Here is a 16,370-nt window from a genome sequence, read left to right as displayed (position 1 = left end):
AGGCCGCCGAGACCTCCGACCCCACCGCGATCCGCAGCACGTACTTCTCCTACGTCCCGCTGCTCGAAGACGGTTTCAGCCGCGTCGCGGCCATCGACTGCGGTACGAACTCCATCCGGCTGCTCGTCGCGGACGTGGCTGTGTCCGACAGCGCCTCCGGCGCGGGGGCCACGGGTGAACTGCGGGAGCTGGACCGGCGGATGACGATCGTGCGGCTCGGCCAGGGCGTGGACAAGACCGGCCGGCTGGCGCCCGAGGCGCTGGAGCGGACGTTCGCGGCCTGCCGTGAGTACGCGGAGGTGATCCGCGAGAAGGGCGCCGACAAGGTCCGCTTCGTGGCCACGTCGGCCTCCCGCGACGCCTCGAACCGCGACGACTTCGTCCGGGGCGTCCTGGACATCCTGGGCGTCGAGCCGGAGGTGATCACCGGTGACGAGGAGGCGGAACTCTCCTTCACCGGCGCGACGAAGGAACTGACCGGCCGCGACGACCTCGCCTTCGCGAAGCCCTACCTGGTCGTGGACATCGGCGGCGGCTCGACGGAGTTCGTGGTCGGCGACGACCAGGTCCGTGCCGCCCGCTCCGTGGACATCGGCTGCGTCCGCATGACCGAGCGCCACCTGGTCCGCGACGGCGCGGTGACGGACCCGCCGACCCCTGACCAGATCACGGCGATGCGCGCCGACATCGAGGCGGCCCTTGACCTCGCCGAGAAGACGGTCCCGCTCCGCGAGGCCCGCACCCTGGTCGGCCTGGCCGGCTCGGTCACCACGGTCTCGGCGATCGCCCAGAACCTCCCCGAGTACGACACGGAGGCCATCCACCACTCCCGGGTCTCCTACGACCAAGTCCGCGAGATCACGGACTCCCTCCTCCACTCCACCCACGCCGAACGCGCCGCGATCCCCTCCATGCACCCGGGCCGCGTCGACGTCATCGGCGCGGGCGCCCTCGTACTGCTCGCGATCATGGAGCGGACGGGCGCGACGGAGGTCGTGGTGAGCGAGCACGACATCTTGGACGGGATCGCTTTCTCTGCGGCGGCCGAGTCGCGATAAGCGGCGATCCTCGACGGGATCGGATGGTCTTTGGCCCGACCGCCTACAGGTTGCGGTACACGTCCCGCCGGTCGCCCACCTTGACAACGAGGATGACGAGTTCGCCATCGTTGATCTGGTAGGCGACCCGGTGGCTTCCGACCCGCAGCCGGTAGAGCCCCGACGGACCGGTGAGCTTCTTGACGTCGGCGTCCTCGCGATACGGGTCGTCACCGAGTGCGGTCAGCGCCGTCAGGATGCGCATGGCGTCGAGTCGACTGACGGCCCGGAGCTGCCGCTGCGCCGCTGCGGTGAACCGGAACGCGTACTTCACGCGGCCCCGTCACCGCGCTCGGTGAACAGATCTGCCAGCAGTTCGGCCATGGTCACAGTGGGGCCGTTCTCGGCCAGGACCGCTTCGGCCTCTCGGGCCAGCATGACGTCGGCCGCCTCTTCCAGGGCTTCGAAGTCCGCGATCGGTACCACGGCAGCCACGGGAGTGCCGTTGCGGGTGATGACCGTCGGGGTGCCTTCCTCGGCCAGGTTGATGCGCTCCGCCAGATGGGCGCGGGCTTCCCGTATGGTCACGGTCTCCTCGGTCATGGCGTCAGTGTACGCGCATGCGTGTACACGTGGCCCGGATGAGTCGCGTTCGTGGGGCATCCTCGATGGGATCGCGTTCGGGATCGCGGCCAAGGCGGCGGAAGAGTCCGGAGGGACCGGAGAGGCCGGAGAGGCCGAAGGCGGCGACCGGCCCGTGGTGACGCCCCCCTCCTCGGGCGGAGGGCGGCACCGGCCTTGGGATTCGCCCCCTGTCCCCGCCGATCGTCGGGCACAGCCGACGTCGGCGGACAGGCGTATGTGCCGCGGGCCGTCCCCGTGGACGGCCCCGCGCGGTACGTTCGGTTCATGGGGTGGGGCGACCTGGTAACCGCGGTTGTTGGGGTGTTGGTCGGTGTCGTGGCCACGGAGGGCGTGCACTACTGGCGGGCGCTGCGGGAGAACCCGGCGATCCGGCTGCTGGTCCGGCATGGCGCGGCGCAGGGTGAGTACGTGTTGGTCAACAACGGGTACGCGAGCGCCTACCGGGTCGGGGTGTCGGTGGGCTGGGCCACGCCGAGGGGGCACTTCCGGCCCTTCCGGCACATCCGGCTTTGGAACGAGGTGCCGGCCGGTGCCGAGCTGCGCTTCCAGGTGTCGGCCGAGGACAGCCGGGGCGACGGCACGATCCTGTGTGTGGTCTGGCGCGCGACCTCGGAGCCCGAACCTGTGCTCCGGCGCAGGATGCAACTATGGCCCCTGGCGTGAGCGGAGCGCCCGCGTGGGCCCCGTTCGGCCAGCGCATGTTACCTTCCAGTAGCCAACGGCTGAGCAGGTCGGACAACGTATGAGCGGGGATCGAGGACGCTCGTGAGCCCCTCAACGACACGCCCGCGGAAAAGTTCGTGAAGTTCTTCACAAGGAATTCGGCCCTGTTGGACGAGGAAAGGGCCCCGGTTGGCCCGTCCGGGGGCTCGGTGGGCTCGGGAGCGTGCTCGGCGGGTCGGTACGGCAGTGATTCGGGGGCGTTTCGGGAGGGTGTCGCGGAGGTGTGGTCCAGGGGGTCCGGCGGAGCAGAGGAGCAGCTCACGCGGCCTTGACAACGGGGCGAACCGCACCGCGGTTCACCCCGTCCGAGGGGGCCTGGATCATGCGAGTCGCGGAGGATAACACAGCCCCTGTGGAAGCTTGTGAAGGGGCGCACGAGCGACCCCCCAGGGGCAGGTGGATACTCGATGGCATGAGCACCACGGAGCGTCCCAGGATCCTCGTAGTAGGCGGTGGGTACGTAGGCCTGTACGCAGCTCGGCGCATTCTCAAGAAGATGCGCTACGGCGAGGCGACCGTCACGGTCGTCGACCCCCGGTCGTACATGACCTACCAGCCCTTCCTCCCCGAAGCCGCCGCCGGCAGCATCTCCCCTCGGCACGTCGTCGTCCCGTTGCGACGCGTGCTGCCGAAGGCGGAGGTCCTCACCGGCCGGGTCACCACCATCGACCAGGACCGCAAGGTCGCCACGATCGCCCCCCTCGTGGGCGAGGCGTACGAGCTGCCTTTCGACTACCTCGTCATCGCGATGGGCGCGGTCTCCCGCACCTTCCCGATCCCCGGCCTCGCCGAGCAGGGCATCGGTATGAAGGGCATCGAGGAGTCCATCGGCCTGCGCAATCACGTCCTTGAGCAGCTCGACAAGGCCGACTCCACCACCGACGAGGAGATCCGCCGCAAGGCGCTCACCTTCGTCTTCATCGGCGGCGGTTTCGCCGGTGCGGAGACCATCGGTGAGGTCGAGGACATGGCCCGGGACGCGGCCAAGTACTACACCAACGTCTCCCGCGAGGACATGCGCTTCGTCCTCGTCGACGCCGCCGACAAGATCCTCCCCGAGGTCGGCCCCAAGCTCGGCCAGTACGGCAAGGAGCACCTGGAGAGCCGCGGGATCGAGATCTACCTCTCGACGTCCATGGATTCGTGCGTGGACGGGCACGTCGTTCTCAAGAACGGCCTTGAGGTCGACTCCAACACCATCGTGTGGACGGCCGGCGTCAAGCCCAACCCGGTCCTGTCCCGCTTCGGCCTGCCGCTCGGCCCGCGCGGTCACGTCGACGCCCAGCCGACCCTCCAGGTCACCGGCACCGACTACATCTGGACCGCCGGCGACAACGCCCAGGTGCCCGACATCGCCGCCCGCAAGGCCGGCGTCGAGAACGCCTGGTGCCCGCCGAACGCCCAGCACGCGCTGCGCCAGGCGAAGGTCCTCGGCGACAACGTGATCTCCGGTATGCGGGGCTTCCCGCAGAAGGAGTACTCGCACGCCAACAAGGGTGCGGTCGCCGGTCTCGGCCTGCACAAGGGCGTCGCGATGATCGTCATGGGCAAGGTGAAGATCAAGGTCAAGGGCCGTCTCGCCTGGTACATGCACCGTGGCTACCACGGTCTGGCGATGCCGACCTGGAACCGCAAGATCCGCGTCTTCGCCGACTGGACGCTCGCGATGTTCCTCAAGCGCGAGGTCGTGTCGCTCGGCGCCATGGAGAACCCCCGCGAGGAGTTCTACGAGGCCGCCAAGCCGGCGCCGGCTCCGGCCGCCGCCGCGAAGACCGAGGAGAAGGCCAAGGCCTCCTGACCATCTCCGGTCACCACTGACCCGTAGTACCCCGTAGTACCCGTAGTCGCAGTACCCGTAATACCCGTAGTACGCCCGAAGGGGCCGCCTGCCATCCGTGGTGCGGGCGGCCCCTTCGGCGTTTCCGGCGCCCACGTCTACATGTCCTCTACATCTGTTTTGCCTACTCGTAATGCTCAAGCAGGACTGCGATCGGGCCTGGCCGGTGTTTACGTAGTGATGGACAATTCCGGGATCCGCGTCACGGAGGTGTGCGCCATGGCTGATGCCGCGCTGCGGCTCAATTCCCTCTTCGAACAGCTACTGGGAACCCCCGTCCAGTTGCGCATCCGCGCCTGGGACGGTTCCGAGGCAGGGCCGCCCGATGCGCCGGTCCTCGTCGTACGCAATCGCCGCGCCCTGCGCCGACTCCTGTGGAAGCCCGGCGAACTGGGCATGGCGCGTGCCTGGGTCTCCGGGGACCTGACCATCGAGGGCGACCTGTACGAGGCCCTCGACGCGATGTCCTCGCTGGTGTGGGAGCGCGGCGACGACGCCCGCACCCTCACCCAGGCCCTGCGCGACCCCGAGGTGCGGTCCGCCGTACGCGGGCTGGTGAAACTCGCCGGACTCCCGCTGCCGCCCGCACCGCCCCCGGAGGAGGTCCGCCGCAGCCGCGCCCACCTCCACACCAAGCGCACCGACAAACGCGCCATCAGCCACCACTACGACGTCGGCAACGACTTCTACGAGATCGTCCTCGGCCCCTCGATGGTCTACTCGTGCGCCTACTGGGAATCCCCGGACGGCACCCTGGAGGACGCCCAGCGCGACAAGCTCGAACTCATCTGCCGCAAGCTGGAGTTGACGCCCGGTCGGCGTCTGCTGGACGTCGGCTGCGGCTGGGGCTCGATGGCGATCCACGCGGCCCGCGAGTACGGCGTGAGCGTCGTCGGCGTGACCCTCTCGCAGGAACAGGCGGCCTACGCCCGTAAGCGCGTCGCCGAGGAGGGGCTCACCGACAAGGTCGAGATCCGCGTCCAGGACTACCGTGATGTCACCGACGGGCCCTACGACGCCATCTCCTCCGTCGGCATGGCCGAACACGTGGGCTCCGCACGGTACCTGGAGTACGCAAGGGTCCTCTTCGCACTGCTCGGACCGGGCGGGCGGCTGCTCAACCACCAGATCGCCCGCCGCCCGTGGCAGGACGAATCGGCGTACGACATCGACGAGTTCATCGACGCGTACGTCTTCCCCGACGGCGAACTCGCTCCCATCGGCGCCACCGTGACCCAACTGGAGAGCGCCGGGTTCGAGGTGCGGGACGTCGAGGCGATCCGCGAGCACTACGCGCTCACCCTGCGCCGCTGGGTCGCCAACCTGGAGGCCGAGTGGCGGCGCGCGGTCGGGCTCGTCGGCGCCGGGCGGGCCCGGGTCTGGCGGCTCTACATGGCGGCCTCCGCGCTCGGCTTCGAGCGCAACCGCATAGGAGTCAACCAGGTGTTGGCCGTCCGGACCCCCGAACCGGGCGGCTCCGGAATGCCGTTGCGCGCCCGTACCTGGAACTGAGCGCAGCGATAAAAACGGGGCCCCGTTCCGCACCGGAACGGGGCCCCGACTCGTGCTCCGCTACTCGGACTTGATGGCCGACAGCATGTTCAGCTTCGCCGCGCGCCGGGCCGGCCACAGGGCCGCCAGGACACCGACCGTGCCCGCCAGGAGGAGGAAGAGCGCCATCCGGGCCCAGGGGATGACCAGTTCGTAGGTCGCCATCTTCGAGCCGATCAGCTCACCGGCCGCCCAGCCGAAGAAGACTCCCAGGCCGATGCCGAGCACCCCGCCGAAGAGCGAGATGACCAGGGACTCCAGCCGGACCATCCGCTTGATGCCCTTGCGGTCGAGGCCGATCGCGCGCAGCATCCCGATCTCCTGCGAGCGCTCGAAGACCGACATGGCAAGGGTGTTGATGACCCCGAGGACCGCGACGATCACCGCCATCGCGAGCAGGCCGTAGACCATGTTGAGGATCAGGGTGAAGACCTGGGCGATGCTGTTCGAGAGGTCCTTCTTGTCCTGGACCTTGACCGCCGGGTTGGAGCCGAGGGCCTTCTCCAGCTTGTCCTTCGTCGAACTCGACGCGCCGTCCGCGGTCTTGACGAGGATCTGCATGTCGGCCGGGTCGGTCTGGTGCGGGGCGAGCGTCGCGTTGTCGAGCATGATGCCGCGGATCAGCGCGTTGCCCTCGTAGACCGCGGAGACGGTCAGCTGCTGTGCCTTGCCGTCCTCGTAGTGCGTGGTGAAGGTCGAACCGGCCTTCCAGCCATGGGACTTGGCGGTGTCGTCGTCCACGACGACCTGGCTGCCGGCGACCTTGAAGGTGCCGCTGTCGACCTTGAGGTCGGTGAGCCTGCCGATCGCGGAGCCGTTGACCCCGGTGAGGAACTCGGTCTCGCCGTCGATGCGGGAGGGGGCGTTGCGCAGCGGGCTGCTGGCGGTGACGCCGGACGTGGTGGTGATCGTCTTGTCGACGTCGGGGGAGAGCTGGTTGCCGTTCGCCATCGAGACGATGTAGTCGGCGCTGATCGCGGACGAGGCCATCCTGTCGATCGCCTGCTGGAGGCTGCCCGCCATCACCGTCATACCGGTAATGAGGGTGAGGCCGATCATCAGCGCGGAGGCGGTGGCGGCCGTACGGCGCGGGTTGCGCACCGAGTTCTGGCGGGCCAACTTGCCGGAGATCCCGAAGATCCGCAGCGCCGGTGCCGCCGCCGCGATCAGCGGGCGGGACAGCAGCGGCGTCAGGATGAACACCCCGATGATCAGCAGGACGGCGCCGATCCCCATGGGTGCCTGACCGTCCGAACCGCTCATCGACGTGGCCGCGATGACGACCGCGACACCCACCCCGGAGAACAGCGCGCCCAGCGTGTTGCGCAGCACCAGCGACTTGGCGGTGGCCGTCGCGTACAGGCTGCTCATCGCGGCGACCGGCGGGATCTTTGCGGCCCGGCGGCCGGGCAGCCAGGCGGCGAGCATGGTGATGAGGATGCCGACCGCGAGGGCGCTGAGGACTGTGCCCGAGGTGATGATGAGCGGGCCGTCCGGGACGGTGGCGCCGATCGTGCCCATCAGCGCGCGCAGCCCGGCGCCGATGCCGATGCCGGCGACCAGACCGGCCACCGCGGCGACCGCGCCGACCACGAACGCCTCAAGGAGCACCGACCGCGTGACCTGCCGGCGGGAGGCGCCGACCGCGCGCAACAGGGCCAGTTCCTTGGTGCGTTGGGCGACCAGCATGGTGAAGGTGTTGGCGATGATGAACGTGCCGACGAAGAGCGCGATCCCCGCGAAGACCAGCAGCCCGGACTTCAGCCCGCTCATCGACGAGGCGATCGTCTCGGCCTGGTCGTCGGCGAGCTTCTTGGCGGTGGTGGTCTCCGTCTGCCCCTTCGGCAGGGCCTGGTCCAGCTGCGCCTTGAGCGCCGCCTGGCTCGTCCCGGCCGCGGCCTTCACATCGATCTCGTCGTACGTCCCCGCCTTGCCGAACAGCTTCTGCGCGGTCGCCGTGTCGAAGAGGGCGAGGCTGCCGCCGGCGGCGACATTGCCGTCGTCGGTGGTGAAGATGCCGGTGATCCTCGGTGTCAGCACCGGGCCGTCGACCGAGATGCGCACGGTGTCGCCGACCTTGTACCCGGCGCGCTTCGCGGTCTCGGAGTCGATGGCCACTTCGCCCGAACCATGGGGCGCGGCACCGGACTTGAGGGGGTAGCGGGCGTCCTTGTCCCCCCAGTAGTTGCCGCCCTCGGACTGGAAGCCGCCGCCGATGAGCTTGCCCTTCTTGTCGGCGATGGCGGTGAAGCCGTTCACGACACCGGTCGCGGACGCGGCGCCCGGCACCTTCGCGCTGGTGTCCAGCATGGCCTGGGTCAGCTCGGGCGTCTTGCCGACCGCGTCGCCCTCGCTGTCCTGGTGCTTGGCCTGGACGGCGACGTCGACCTGGTCGAAGCCCTTGGCCGAGCTGTTCTGGAAGGCGTTCGAGATGGTGTTGGTGAAGACCAGGGTCCCCGACACGAACGCGACGCCGAGCATCACGGCGAGCACGGTCATGAGGAGCCGGGCCTTGTGCGCGAGTACGTTGCGCAAGGCGGTTCGGAACATGGGTCTACTCAGTCCAGGTGTACGAGAGGTGAGCCGGGGCGATGAGTTGAGGAACCGTCAGAAGCCTCAGCTGGTGCGGCCCTTGGCGTCGAAACGCTTCATGCGGTCGAGCACCGAGTCCGCCGTCGGCTCGAAGACCTCGTCGACGATGCGGCCGTCGGCGAGGAACACCACCCGGTCCGCGTAGGCCGCGGCCACCGGGTCGTGGGTCACCATGACCACCGTCTGCCCCAGCTCCCGTACGGAGTTGCGAAGGAAGCCCAGTACCTCCGCGCCGGAGCGGGAGTCGAGGTTTCCGGTCGGCTCGTCGCCGAAGATGATGTCGGGGCGGGAGGCCAACGCCCTTGCCACGGCGACGCGTTGCTGCTGGCCGCCGGAGAGCTGGGAGGGCCGGTGCTTGAGCCGGTCGGAGAGACCGATCATCCGGATCACCGAGTCCAGCCACTCCTTGTCGGGCTTGCGGCCCGCGATGTCCATAGGGAGCGTGATGTTCTCCAGGGCCGTCAGCGTCGGCAGCAGGTTGAACGCCTGGAAGATGAAACCGATCTTGTCCCGGCGCAACTTCGTGAGCTGCTTGTCCTTCAGGGAGCCCAGCTCGGTGTCACCGATGCGGACGGAACCGGACGAGAACGAGTCCAGGCCGGCCACGCAGTGCATGAGGGTGGACTTGCCGGACCCCGAGGGGCCCATGATCGCCGTGAACTCGGCCTGCCGGAAGGAGATCGAGACCTGGTCGAGGGCGACCACCTGGGTCTCGCCCTGTCCGTAGATCTTGGAAAGATCCGTGGCACGCGCGGCCACTGAGGTGGTCCGGTCGGCGATGGGGGTGGTGGTCACGGAGGGCACTCCTGTCGGGACGACGGTGTTGCTGGGGACGTGTCCCATCCTTCCGGCCGTATGGCGCTGTGTAGTCACCCGCTGTTCCGGTTCCGGGGGCAGCCTTCAGGCGGACTGCACCTCGCGCTGTCATACCTGGGGATGAGGACCGCCCCCGAGACGAGCCCCGGGACAGGCACCGCGACGAGCCCTGGGTCAGGCCCAGGTCAAGAACCGGTGGAGCACCCTCGTTCGGGCGGTGAAATTCCGTCATTCCGCATACAGGCCCCCACACCGCACGCAAGGCTATTGGCAAGTGCTGATGGCTCTTTCCACGGTCTGATGAACCCTCAGACATCAATAAAATAAGACAACATCGGTACGCCCGCCCGCTGTTGGGGAGACGCGCCCCGATAGGCTCGGAACCTCGATGCGGAGCCCACGGCCTGCCCGGATGGTGGAATGCAGACACGGCGAGCTTAAACCTCGCTGCCCCTTCGCGGGCGTGCCGGTTCAAGTCCGGCTCCGGGCACTATCGTGGTCACTGACTGTGACCTGAGGGAACGGTGTGTTGCTACGGCACGCCGTCCTACGGGATGTGAAGACACCTCAACCGTTGACTTTCCGGCCGGGTCGGCCGGAAACTTGATTGCCGCCAGGGAGGTGAAGGAAATTTCACTCCACGAACACTGGCGACCACTGGTGACGTCAAGTGAACGGCCCACGCTCGAAGGGACCCCTGATGCGTACCACCGTCGGCATCATCGGAGCCGGCCCCGCCGGGCTCCTCCTCGCCCGGCTGCTGCACAACGCCGGTATCGACTCGGTCGTGCTGGAGAGCCGGGACCGGGCCTACGTCGAGCACCGGCAGCGGGCCGGGATCCTGGAGCAGGGGACCGTCGACGTGCTGCGGGCGGCCGGGGCCGGGGAGCGGCTGGACCGGGAGGGGCTGCGGCACGACGGGATCGAGCTGCGGTTCGACCGGAAGCGGCACCGGGTGGACTTCCCGGCCCTCACCGGCGGCCGTAGCGTGACCGTCTACGCGCAGACCGAGGTGTGCAAGGACCTGATCGCCCTTCAACTCGCGGGCGGCGGGCCGCTGTTGTTCGAAGCCGAGGCACTCGCGGTGGAGGGCGCGGACACCGGCAACCCGCGCGTCCGCTTCCGGCACCAGGGCGTCGAGGACGTCCTCGACTGCGACTACGTCGTCGGGTGCGACGGGTTCTGGGGCATCGCCCGCACCGCGATCCCCGCCGAGCTGACCCGCGTCTTCGAGCGGTCGTACCCCTACGCCTGGCTCGGCATCCTCGCCGATGTCGCGCCCTCCCACGACGAGCTCGTCTACGCCCGCCACGACCGCGGCTTCGCCCTCCTCTCCATGCGCTCCCCCTCCGTCTCCCGTCTCTACCTCCAGGTGGAGGAGGGCACGGACGCCGAGAACTGGAGCGACGACGCGATCTGGGCCGAGCTGGAGCGACGGTTCGAGACGGCGGACGGCTGGACGCTCGACCGTGGGCCCATCACCCAGAAATCGGTCACCCCCATGCGCTCCTACGTCCACGAGCCCATGCGGCACGGCCGGCTCTTCCTCGCCGGGGACGCGGCGCACATCGTGCCGCCGACCGGAGCCAAGGGCCTCAACCTCGCCGTCGGCGACGTCGTCACCTTCGCGCGGGCACTGACGTACAAGATGAAGACGGGGAGCGAGGAGCGGCTCGACGCGTACTCCGCCACCTGTCTGCGGCGGGTGTGGCAGGCCGAGCGGTTCTCCTACGACATGACGAGCCTCCTGCACCGCGCGCCCGACGCGACGCCCTTCGAGGGGCGGCTCCAGCTGGCCCGCCTGGAGCGGATCGCGTCCTCGCGGGCGGCCGAGACGGATCTCGCGGAGGCGTATACCGGGTTCCCTCTGGATGAACCGGATGAACAGGGATAAGGGCCTTCCAAGGCGGGCGTCACGGGTTGGTACCAGTGTTCACAGGGGATGCGGTCCACCGCGTACCTTGGCAGGACGAGGGGAAGATCCTCCCCAAGAGGTAGGGTCAAACTTTTGCCTACCTATTACTCTTGAGGCCAAGGCCGCGCGAGGCGGCCATGGAGGAGTGAAATGAGGAGCAGAAACCCGGTCTTCTCGCGACGGGGCTTCAGCCGTGACAACGGCTACGCGGGCTTCAACACCGCGCCGCAGGCCGGGGGCCCCGCCGTAGGTACGCAGGGCAACCCGTACGCGGGGGGCAACCCCTACGCGCAGAACCCGTACGCCCAGCAGGACCTGCAGCAGGGCGCACCGCCCCAGGCCCCGGCCACCACCGGCCGGATGACCATGGACGACGTCGTCCAGCGCACCGGCACCACCCTCGGCACGCTGATCGTCACGGCCACGCTCGCCTGGGTGCTGCTCCCGGTCGACGACGCCAACATCGGCCGTTCCTACGGCATCGGGATCGGCGCCGCGCTGGTCGCGATGGTGCTGGCGTTCGTCCAGTCCTTCAAGCGCAAGCCCGTCCCCGCGCTGATCCTGTCGTACGCCGCACTGGAAGGCGTCTTCCTCGGCGTCGTCTCCAGCGTCGTCGACAACCGCATCGCGAGCGGCGCGGCCATGCAGGCCGTGATCGGCACGATGGCGGTCTTCGCCGGCGTGCTCATCGCGTACCGCGCGGGCTGGATCCGCGTCAACCGCCGCTTCTACGGCTTCGTGATGGCCGCCGCGCTCGGCTTCATCCTGCTGATGGCTGTGAACCTGCTGTTCGCGGTGTTCGGCGGCGGTGACGGCCTCGGCTTCCGCAGCGGCCCGCTCGGCATCTTCTTCGGCGTCATCGGCATCATCCTCGGTGCCTGCTTCCTCGCCCTCGACTTCAAGCAGGTCGAGGACGGGATCGCCTACGGTGCGCCCAAGGAAGAAGCGTGGCTTGCCGCCTTCGGGCTCACGCTGACGCTGGTGTGGATCTACATGGAGTTCCTGCGGATCATCTCGATCCTCAACAGCAACAACTAGCGGCGGTACGGCGGTAGTTCCGCCTGCTTGCGCGAAAGGGCCCCGGGTTCGTTCCCGGGGCCCTTCGTCATGTCCGTGATGGGTCGGTCTGTGGTGCGCGCCTAGAGCAGTTTGCGCGCGGCCCTCCTCAGGTCGTACTCGTGAATGATCGCCTTGGCGTGGCCGTATGCGAGGTCGTGCTCGGCGCGGAGCCAGCTGACCTTCTCCTCGAAACGGAAGAGGGCGGGGCCTTCGTCGACGGTGCGCAGCCAGTCGGATACTTCACGACCGGTGCAGTGGGGGATGCGGGCGAGCAGGTTGCGGTGGGTCTCCTGGGAGAACACTTGGGACATCGGCGCCTCCGGACGCATGGGGTGTAAGCCGGTCCTTCAAGTCACCGTGCCTGAGCGTTCGCCCGTTGGCAACAGTCCCGGTACGGCGCGTAGTCTCGCGGCGTGGTGGATACGACGCGGTTGACTCAAGCGGTGGATCACTTCGCGGACCGGCTTCGGGCTGCGCCGCAGAGCCGTTTGCAGCGGGGCGCTGCCGCTGAGGCTTTGGGGCTGGCCAGGGAGTTTGCCCTGTGGGCGCAGCGGGTTGAGGATCCTTTGGGGGTGGCTCGGGAGATGCCGGATGCGGGGATGTTCGCCGCGGCGGATCAAATCACCGTTGCCGTGCATGACTTGGCGGTTGTGCTGGTGAATGACACCGAGGTCGAGCGGGCGGTGGGGTTGGTCGCGGAGGCGCAGAAGAGGGCGGGGGTCTGAGGTGCGTTGGCGGCATGCGATGCGTCGTGGCTGGTCGCGCAGTTCCCCGCGCCCCTAAAAACGCCGGCCCGCCGTTTGTGGCTTGAGGTCTGTCGTGGTTGGTCGCGCCCGCGCGGCGGAGCCGCAAATTGACACAGCCCCGCGCCCCTAAAGACCAAAAACGCAGGCCCACCGTGTCTTTGTCTTTTAGGGGCGCGGGGAACTGCGCGACCAGCCCCCACTCGCCCGCACCCGACAACGAACCGGCGCACCCCAGAAAATCAGAGTGACGCTATGACCCTGTCCGCCAGGATGTACACGTTCTCCTCGCCGCACGCGAAGGTCAGCGTGTAGGCGCCCGAGATTCCGGAGCCGCCCAGGAGGAACGGGGTTTCGCCCGCGCGGAGGGCCGCTGCGAGGCGTTCGGCGGTTTCGCGGTGGCCCGGGGTCATGCAGAGGGTGGTGCCGTCGACGAAGACGTAGACGTCGAGGGTGCCGAGGGGGCCGGGGCGGACGTCGGCCAGTTCTACGGCGGAGTCGGCCAGTTCCTCCAGCGTGGCCACCGTGCGTTCGTGGTCGTTCGCCACGGGTGACTGGGCCGGTACGAAGTCCGGGTGGGAGGGGTGGCGCCGGCGGGCGGCGGCTAGTTCGGGGGAGTCACCGGCGAACTCGTCGGGCTCCGTGAACGGCTCGGTCACCGGCTCCAGCGGTTCGAGGCCCACGAAGTCGCTCTGGCGGGGCATGAACAGCTCGCTGTCCGGCAGACCCAGCAGGGTCGGCACCTCGGTGTCGCGGGCTTCCTGGGCGGCCCAGAAGGCGCGTGCCTCGGCCAGTTCCCGCTCCCGCTCCTCGGCCAGTGCCTCGGCCACGGCGGCGCGTATCTCATCCGCGTCGGTGTGGGTGCGGGCGGCGGGCACGAGTGGCCGTAGAGCGGCGGCCCGGCCCTCGGCGAGCTCGGTGTGCAGGGCTGCTACCTGGCGACGGAGCACCAAGAGGGTGCGCAGGACGGCGACGCCCACGGCGCCTGTGGCGGCCGTGGTGACCAGCAAAGCGATCGGCATGACGCTCACTGACGTACTCCCGGTTCAAAGTCGACCCCCGACTTCCTACATCAGCTTGAAGGGCGGACTAACCAGCTGTCAGTGCGTAACGTCACGAATCGGGCAGGACTTTGGGCCCGATGTTTGGTGGTGAAACGGTCCTGACCTGGGGAAATCCCTCTTCGAAGGGAGATAGGTCACATCCTGGGGGAGATTGGATCACAAATCGGCCCAGAACCCAGGTGGTTACTGGGTTCCGGGCCTGAGGGTGACGCAAAGTTCCCGTACGACTACGGGGAGTTGGTCAGCTGAGGCGCTCGATGACCATCGCCATGCCCTGGCCGCCGCCGACGCACATCGTCTCCAGACCGAACTGCTTGTCGTGGAACTGGAGGGAGTTGATCAACGTACCCGTGATGCGGGCGCCGGTCATGCCGAAGGGGTGGCCGACGGCGATCGCGCCGCCGTTCACGTTCAGCTTCTCCAGCGGGATGTTCAGGTCGCGGTAGGACGGGATCACCTGGGCGGCGAACGCCTCGTTGATCTCGAACAGGTCGATGTCGTCGACGGTGAGACCGGCGCGGCCGAGCGCCTGCTTGGACGCCTCGACCGGGCCGAGGCCCATGATCTCGGGGGAGAGGCCGGAGACGCCGGTCGACACGATCCGGGCGAGGGGCGTGAGGCCCAGCTCGCGGGCCTTCGTGTCGCTCATGATGACCACCGCCGCGGCGCCGTCGTTCAGCGGGCAGCAGTTGCCGGCCGTGACCAGGCCGTCGGGGCGGAAGACCGGCTTGAGACCGGAGACGCCTTCCAGGGTGACGCCGGCGCGCGGCCCGTCGTCCTTGCTGACGACCGTGCCGTCGGGCAGCGTGACCGGGGTGATCTCGCGCTCCCAGAAGCCGTTCTTGATGGCTTCCTCGGCGAGGTTCTGCGAGCGGACGCCGAACTCGTCCATGTCCTGGCGGGTGACGCCCTTGATCCGGGCCAGGTTCTCCGCGGTCTGGCCCATCGCGATGTACGGGTCGGGGAGCAGGCCGTCCTCGCGCGGGTCGTGCCAGGTGGAGCCCTCGGACGCGGCGGTGGTGGCGGTGCGGGCCTGGGCCTCGGCGAAGATCGGGTTGGTGGTGTCCGGGAGGCCGTCCGAGCTGCCCTTGGCGTAACGGGAGACCATCTCGACACCGGCCGAGATGAAGATGTCGCCTTCGCCGGCCTTGATGGCGTGCAGGGCCATGCGGCTGGTCTGCAGGGACGAGGAACAGTAACGGGTGACCGTGCAGCCCGGCAGGTGGTCCATGCCCATCTGTACGGCGACGATCCGGCCGAGGTTGTAGCCCTGCTCGCCGCCGGGGAGGCCGCAGCCGAGCATCAGGTCCTCGATGAGCTTCGGGTCCAGCTCGGAGATCTTCGCGAGGGCGGCCTGGATGATCGTGGCGGTGAGGTCGTCGGGGCGCAGGTCCTTGAGGGAGCCCTTGACGGCGCGGCCGATGGGGGAGCGGGCGGTCGAGACGATGACGGCTTCGGGCATCACGGCTCCATTGGCGTATCTACGGTGTGATGTGCGGGGCTCCTTGGGAAGTTACCCGTACGTATGGCCTCGGTCACGGGATGCGCGGTGTGACCCTGGCCGCAGTTTTCTAAGCGCTTGCTTGGCTCAGTGGCCGTCTCAGGGGGCTCCGCCCCCTGAACCCCCGGCCTATGCCCACCCACCACCCGTCTCGGTAGGCCGAGAAGTAGCCGAAATGGGCGAAGCAACCGGCGACGCCTCCTGCACCCGCCTCCTCTTCCGCCGCTTCAGTAGAGCCCAAGGCCCCCGCGGCCCCGTAGGCATCGCCGCCGTGACCTCCGTGCCCGGCTCCGAAGCCGCCTCCGCCGCCGCTCGTGCCACCGGGAGGAAGCCCTCGCGGCGGGACGCGTCCGGGCGGTCTTCTTCCGCCGGCCAGAGGCCCAGGGCGGCGCAGACGGTCGGGAGGACCGCCATCGCCGCCGTCGCGTAGCCCTCCGCCGAGGGGTGGAAGTTGTCCGGGCCGAACAGCTCGCGCGGGTTCGCCGCGAACTCGGGGCCGAGCAGGTCGCCCAGCGACACCGTGCGCCCGCCCTGTTCGACCGTGCCGATCGTCTGGGCCGCCGCCAGCTGCCGGGAGGCCCGGCGGGCCAGCCAGCGCAGCGGCTGCTGGACCTGCTCCACCGTCCCGAGGTCGGGACAGGTGCCGACGACCACCTCGGCGCCGGCCGTGCGCAGCCGTCGTACCGTCGCCGAGAGGTGCCGGACCGATCTGGTCGGGTGCATGCGGTGGGTGACGTCGTTCGCGCCGATCATGATCACGCAGACGTCGGGGACGCGGGTGGTGTCCGCGAGGGCGAGCGCCACCTGGCGGTCGAGGTCGTCGGACTGGGCGCCGGGGAGGGCCACGTTGCGCAGCTCGACCGGGCGTTCCGCAACCGCGGCGAGGC

Annotated in this window: 15 protein-coding genes and 1 tRNA gene; 8 read left to right on the top strand and 8 right to left on the bottom strand. The window is 68.9% G+C overall.

Annotated features, from left to right (window positions below):
- Window positions 1-59 precede the first annotated feature (59 nt).
- Window positions 60-1,058, top strand: coding sequence for a Ppx/GppA phosphatase family protein (locus R6V09_RS10030; RefSeq protein WP_317881018.1), 999 nt, complete (start codon window positions 60-62; stop codon window positions 1,056-1,058).
- Window positions 1,059-1,101: 43 nt separating this feature from the next.
- Here the strand turns inward: R6V09_RS10030 and R6V09_RS10025 are convergent, their stop codons facing one another.
- Together R6V09_RS10025 and R6V09_RS10020 are read right to left on the bottom strand one after the other, a co-directional pair.
- Entirely contained in the window at window positions 1,102-1,371 is a 270-nt protein-coding gene (locus R6V09_RS10025) for a type II toxin-antitoxin system RelE family toxin (protein WP_317881006.1), read from the bottom strand.
- On the bottom strand, window positions 1,368-1,640 hold the full coding sequence (locus tag R6V09_RS10020) for a type II toxin-antitoxin system Phd/YefM family antitoxin (protein ID WP_317881005.1): 273 nt from the start codon (window positions 1,638-1,640) through the stop codon (window positions 1,368-1,370). Before R6V09_RS10020 ends, R6V09_RS10025 begins: the two co-directional genes overlap by 4 nt.
- A gap of 306 nt (window positions 1,641-1,946) precedes the next feature.
- Here R6V09_RS10020 and R6V09_RS10015 point away from each other — a divergent pair, with 306 nt between their 5' ends.
- The 3 genes from R6V09_RS10015 (at window position 1,947) to R6V09_RS10005 (ending at window position 5,754) form a co-directional block, all read left to right on the top strand.
- Window positions 1,947-2,345, top strand: a complete 399-nt coding sequence (locus tag R6V09_RS10015; protein ID WP_317881004.1) for a hypothetical protein — start codon at window positions 1,947-1,949, stop codon at window positions 2,343-2,345.
- Between the two features lie 472 nt (window positions 2,346-2,817).
- Entirely contained in the window at window positions 2,818-4,203 is a 1,386-nt protein-coding gene (locus R6V09_RS10010; RefSeq protein WP_317881003.1) for an NAD(P)/FAD-dependent oxidoreductase, read from the top strand.
- Window positions 4,204-4,461: 258 nt separating this feature from the next.
- Window positions 4,462-5,754 (top strand): cyclopropane-fatty-acyl-phospholipid synthase family protein, encoded by a 1,293-nt coding sequence (locus tag R6V09_RS10005; RefSeq protein ID WP_317881002.1) that lies wholly within the window; start codon window positions 4,462-4,464, stop codon window positions 5,752-5,754.
- A gap of 60 nt (window positions 5,755-5,814) precedes the next feature.
- On the opposite strand, the gene R6V09_RS10000 is transcribed toward R6V09_RS10005, so the two are convergent.
- Both R6V09_RS10000 and R6V09_RS09995 read right to left on the bottom strand, forming a co-directional pair.
- Window positions 5,815-8,343: an ABC transporter permease gene (locus tag R6V09_RS10000; RefSeq protein WP_317881001.1), complete on the bottom strand. Its 2,529-nt coding sequence runs from the start codon at window positions 8,341-8,343 to the stop codon at window positions 5,815-5,817.
- 66 nt (window positions 8,344-8,409) lie between these two features.
- Window positions 8,410-9,180, bottom strand: coding sequence for an ABC transporter ATP-binding protein (locus tag R6V09_RS09995; RefSeq protein WP_262056243.1), 771 nt, complete (start codon window positions 9,178-9,180; stop codon window positions 8,410-8,412).
- Window positions 9,181-9,607: 427 nt separating this feature from the next.
- Between R6V09_RS09995 and R6V09_RS09990 the strand changes: the two genes are divergently transcribed.
- From R6V09_RS09990 to R6V09_RS09980, 3 genes are all read left to right on the top strand, one after another.
- Window positions 9,608-9,691, top strand: a tRNA-Leu gene (locus R6V09_RS09990).
- 210 nt (window positions 9,692-9,901) lie between these two features.
- Entirely contained in the window at window positions 9,902-11,095 is a 1,194-nt protein-coding gene (locus tag R6V09_RS09985; protein ID WP_317881000.1) for a 4-hydroxybenzoate 3-monooxygenase, read from the top strand.
- Window positions 11,096-11,266: 171 nt separating this feature from the next.
- Window positions 11,267-12,154, top strand: coding sequence for a Bax inhibitor-1/YccA family protein (locus tag R6V09_RS09980; RefSeq protein WP_317880999.1), 888 nt, complete (start codon window positions 11,267-11,269; stop codon window positions 12,152-12,154).
- A gap of 101 nt (window positions 12,155-12,255) precedes the next feature.
- Here the strand turns inward: R6V09_RS09980 and R6V09_RS09975 are convergent, their stop codons facing one another.
- Window positions 12,256-12,486, bottom strand: a complete 231-nt coding sequence (locus R6V09_RS09975) for a DUF4287 domain-containing protein (protein ID WP_026178224.1) — start codon at window positions 12,484-12,486, stop codon at window positions 12,256-12,258.
- Between the two features lie 102 nt (window positions 12,487-12,588).
- Between R6V09_RS09975 and R6V09_RS09970 the strand changes: the two genes are divergently transcribed.
- The gene (locus R6V09_RS09970; RefSeq protein WP_317880998.1) at window positions 12,589-12,900 is read left to right on the top strand and encodes a hypothetical protein; all 312 of its coding nucleotides are present in this window, start codon (window positions 12,589-12,591) and stop codon (window positions 12,898-12,900) included.
- 260 nt (window positions 12,901-13,160) lie between these two features.
- On the opposite strand, the gene R6V09_RS09965 is transcribed toward R6V09_RS09970, so the two are convergent.
- From R6V09_RS09965 to R6V09_RS09955, 3 genes are all read right to left on the bottom strand, one after another.
- The gene (locus R6V09_RS09965; protein WP_317880997.1) at window positions 13,161-13,949 is read right to left on the bottom strand and encodes a hypothetical protein; all 789 of its coding nucleotides are present in this window, start codon (window positions 13,947-13,949) and stop codon (window positions 13,161-13,163) included.
- 274 nt (window positions 13,950-14,223) lie between these two features.
- Window positions 14,224-15,444, bottom strand: a complete 1,221-nt coding sequence (locus R6V09_RS09960) for an acetyl-CoA C-acetyltransferase (protein ID WP_317880996.1) — start codon at window positions 15,442-15,444, stop codon at window positions 14,224-14,226.
- 168 nt (window positions 15,445-15,612) lie between these two features.
- Window positions 15,613-16,370: SGNH/GDSL hydrolase family protein (locus tag R6V09_RS09955; RefSeq protein WP_317880995.1), on the bottom strand; the 758-nt coding region annotated here is incomplete at its 5' end.

It is taken from the genome of Streptomyces sp. W16, from assembly GCF_033194735.1.
In the GTDB taxonomy this organism is placed as follows: domain Bacteria; phylum Actinomycetota; class Actinomycetes; order Streptomycetales; family Streptomycetaceae; genus Streptomyces.
This window is presented reverse-complemented; position numbering and strand designations above follow the sequence as displayed.

Coding starts and splice junctions, on each gene's coding strand:
- R6V09_RS10000 (WP_317881001.1), bottom strand. CDS start 8,343: ATGTTCCGAACCGCCTTGCGCAACGTACTCGCGCACAAGGCCCGGCTC.
- R6V09_RS09980 (WP_317880999.1), top strand. CDS start 11,267: ATGAGGAGCAGAAACCCGGTCTTCTCGCGACGGGGCTTCAGCCGTGAC.
- R6V09_RS09985 (WP_317881000.1), top strand. CDS start 9,902: ATGCGTACCACCGTCGGCATCATCGGAGCCGGCCCCGCCGGGCTCCTC.
- R6V09_RS10015 (WP_317881004.1), top strand. CDS start 1,947: ATGGGGTGGGGCGACCTGGTAACCGCGGTTGTTGGGGTGTTGGTCGGT.
- R6V09_RS10005 (WP_317881002.1), top strand. CDS start 4,462: ATGGCTGATGCCGCGCTGCGGCTCAATTCCCTCTTCGAACAGCTACTG.
- R6V09_RS09960 (WP_317880996.1), bottom strand. CDS start 15,444: ATGCCCGAAGCCGTCATCGTCTCGACCGCCCGCTCCCCCATCGGCCGC.
- R6V09_RS09975 (WP_026178224.1), bottom strand. CDS start 12,486: ATGTCCCAAGTGTTCTCCCAGGAGACCCACCGCAACCTGCTCGCCCGC.
- R6V09_RS10010 (WP_317881003.1), top strand. CDS start 2,818: ATGAGCACCACGGAGCGTCCCAGGATCCTCGTAGTAGGCGGTGGGTAC.
- R6V09_RS10020 (WP_317881005.1), bottom strand. CDS start 1,640: ATGACCGAGGAGACCGTGACCATACGGGAAGCCCGCGCCCATCTGGCG.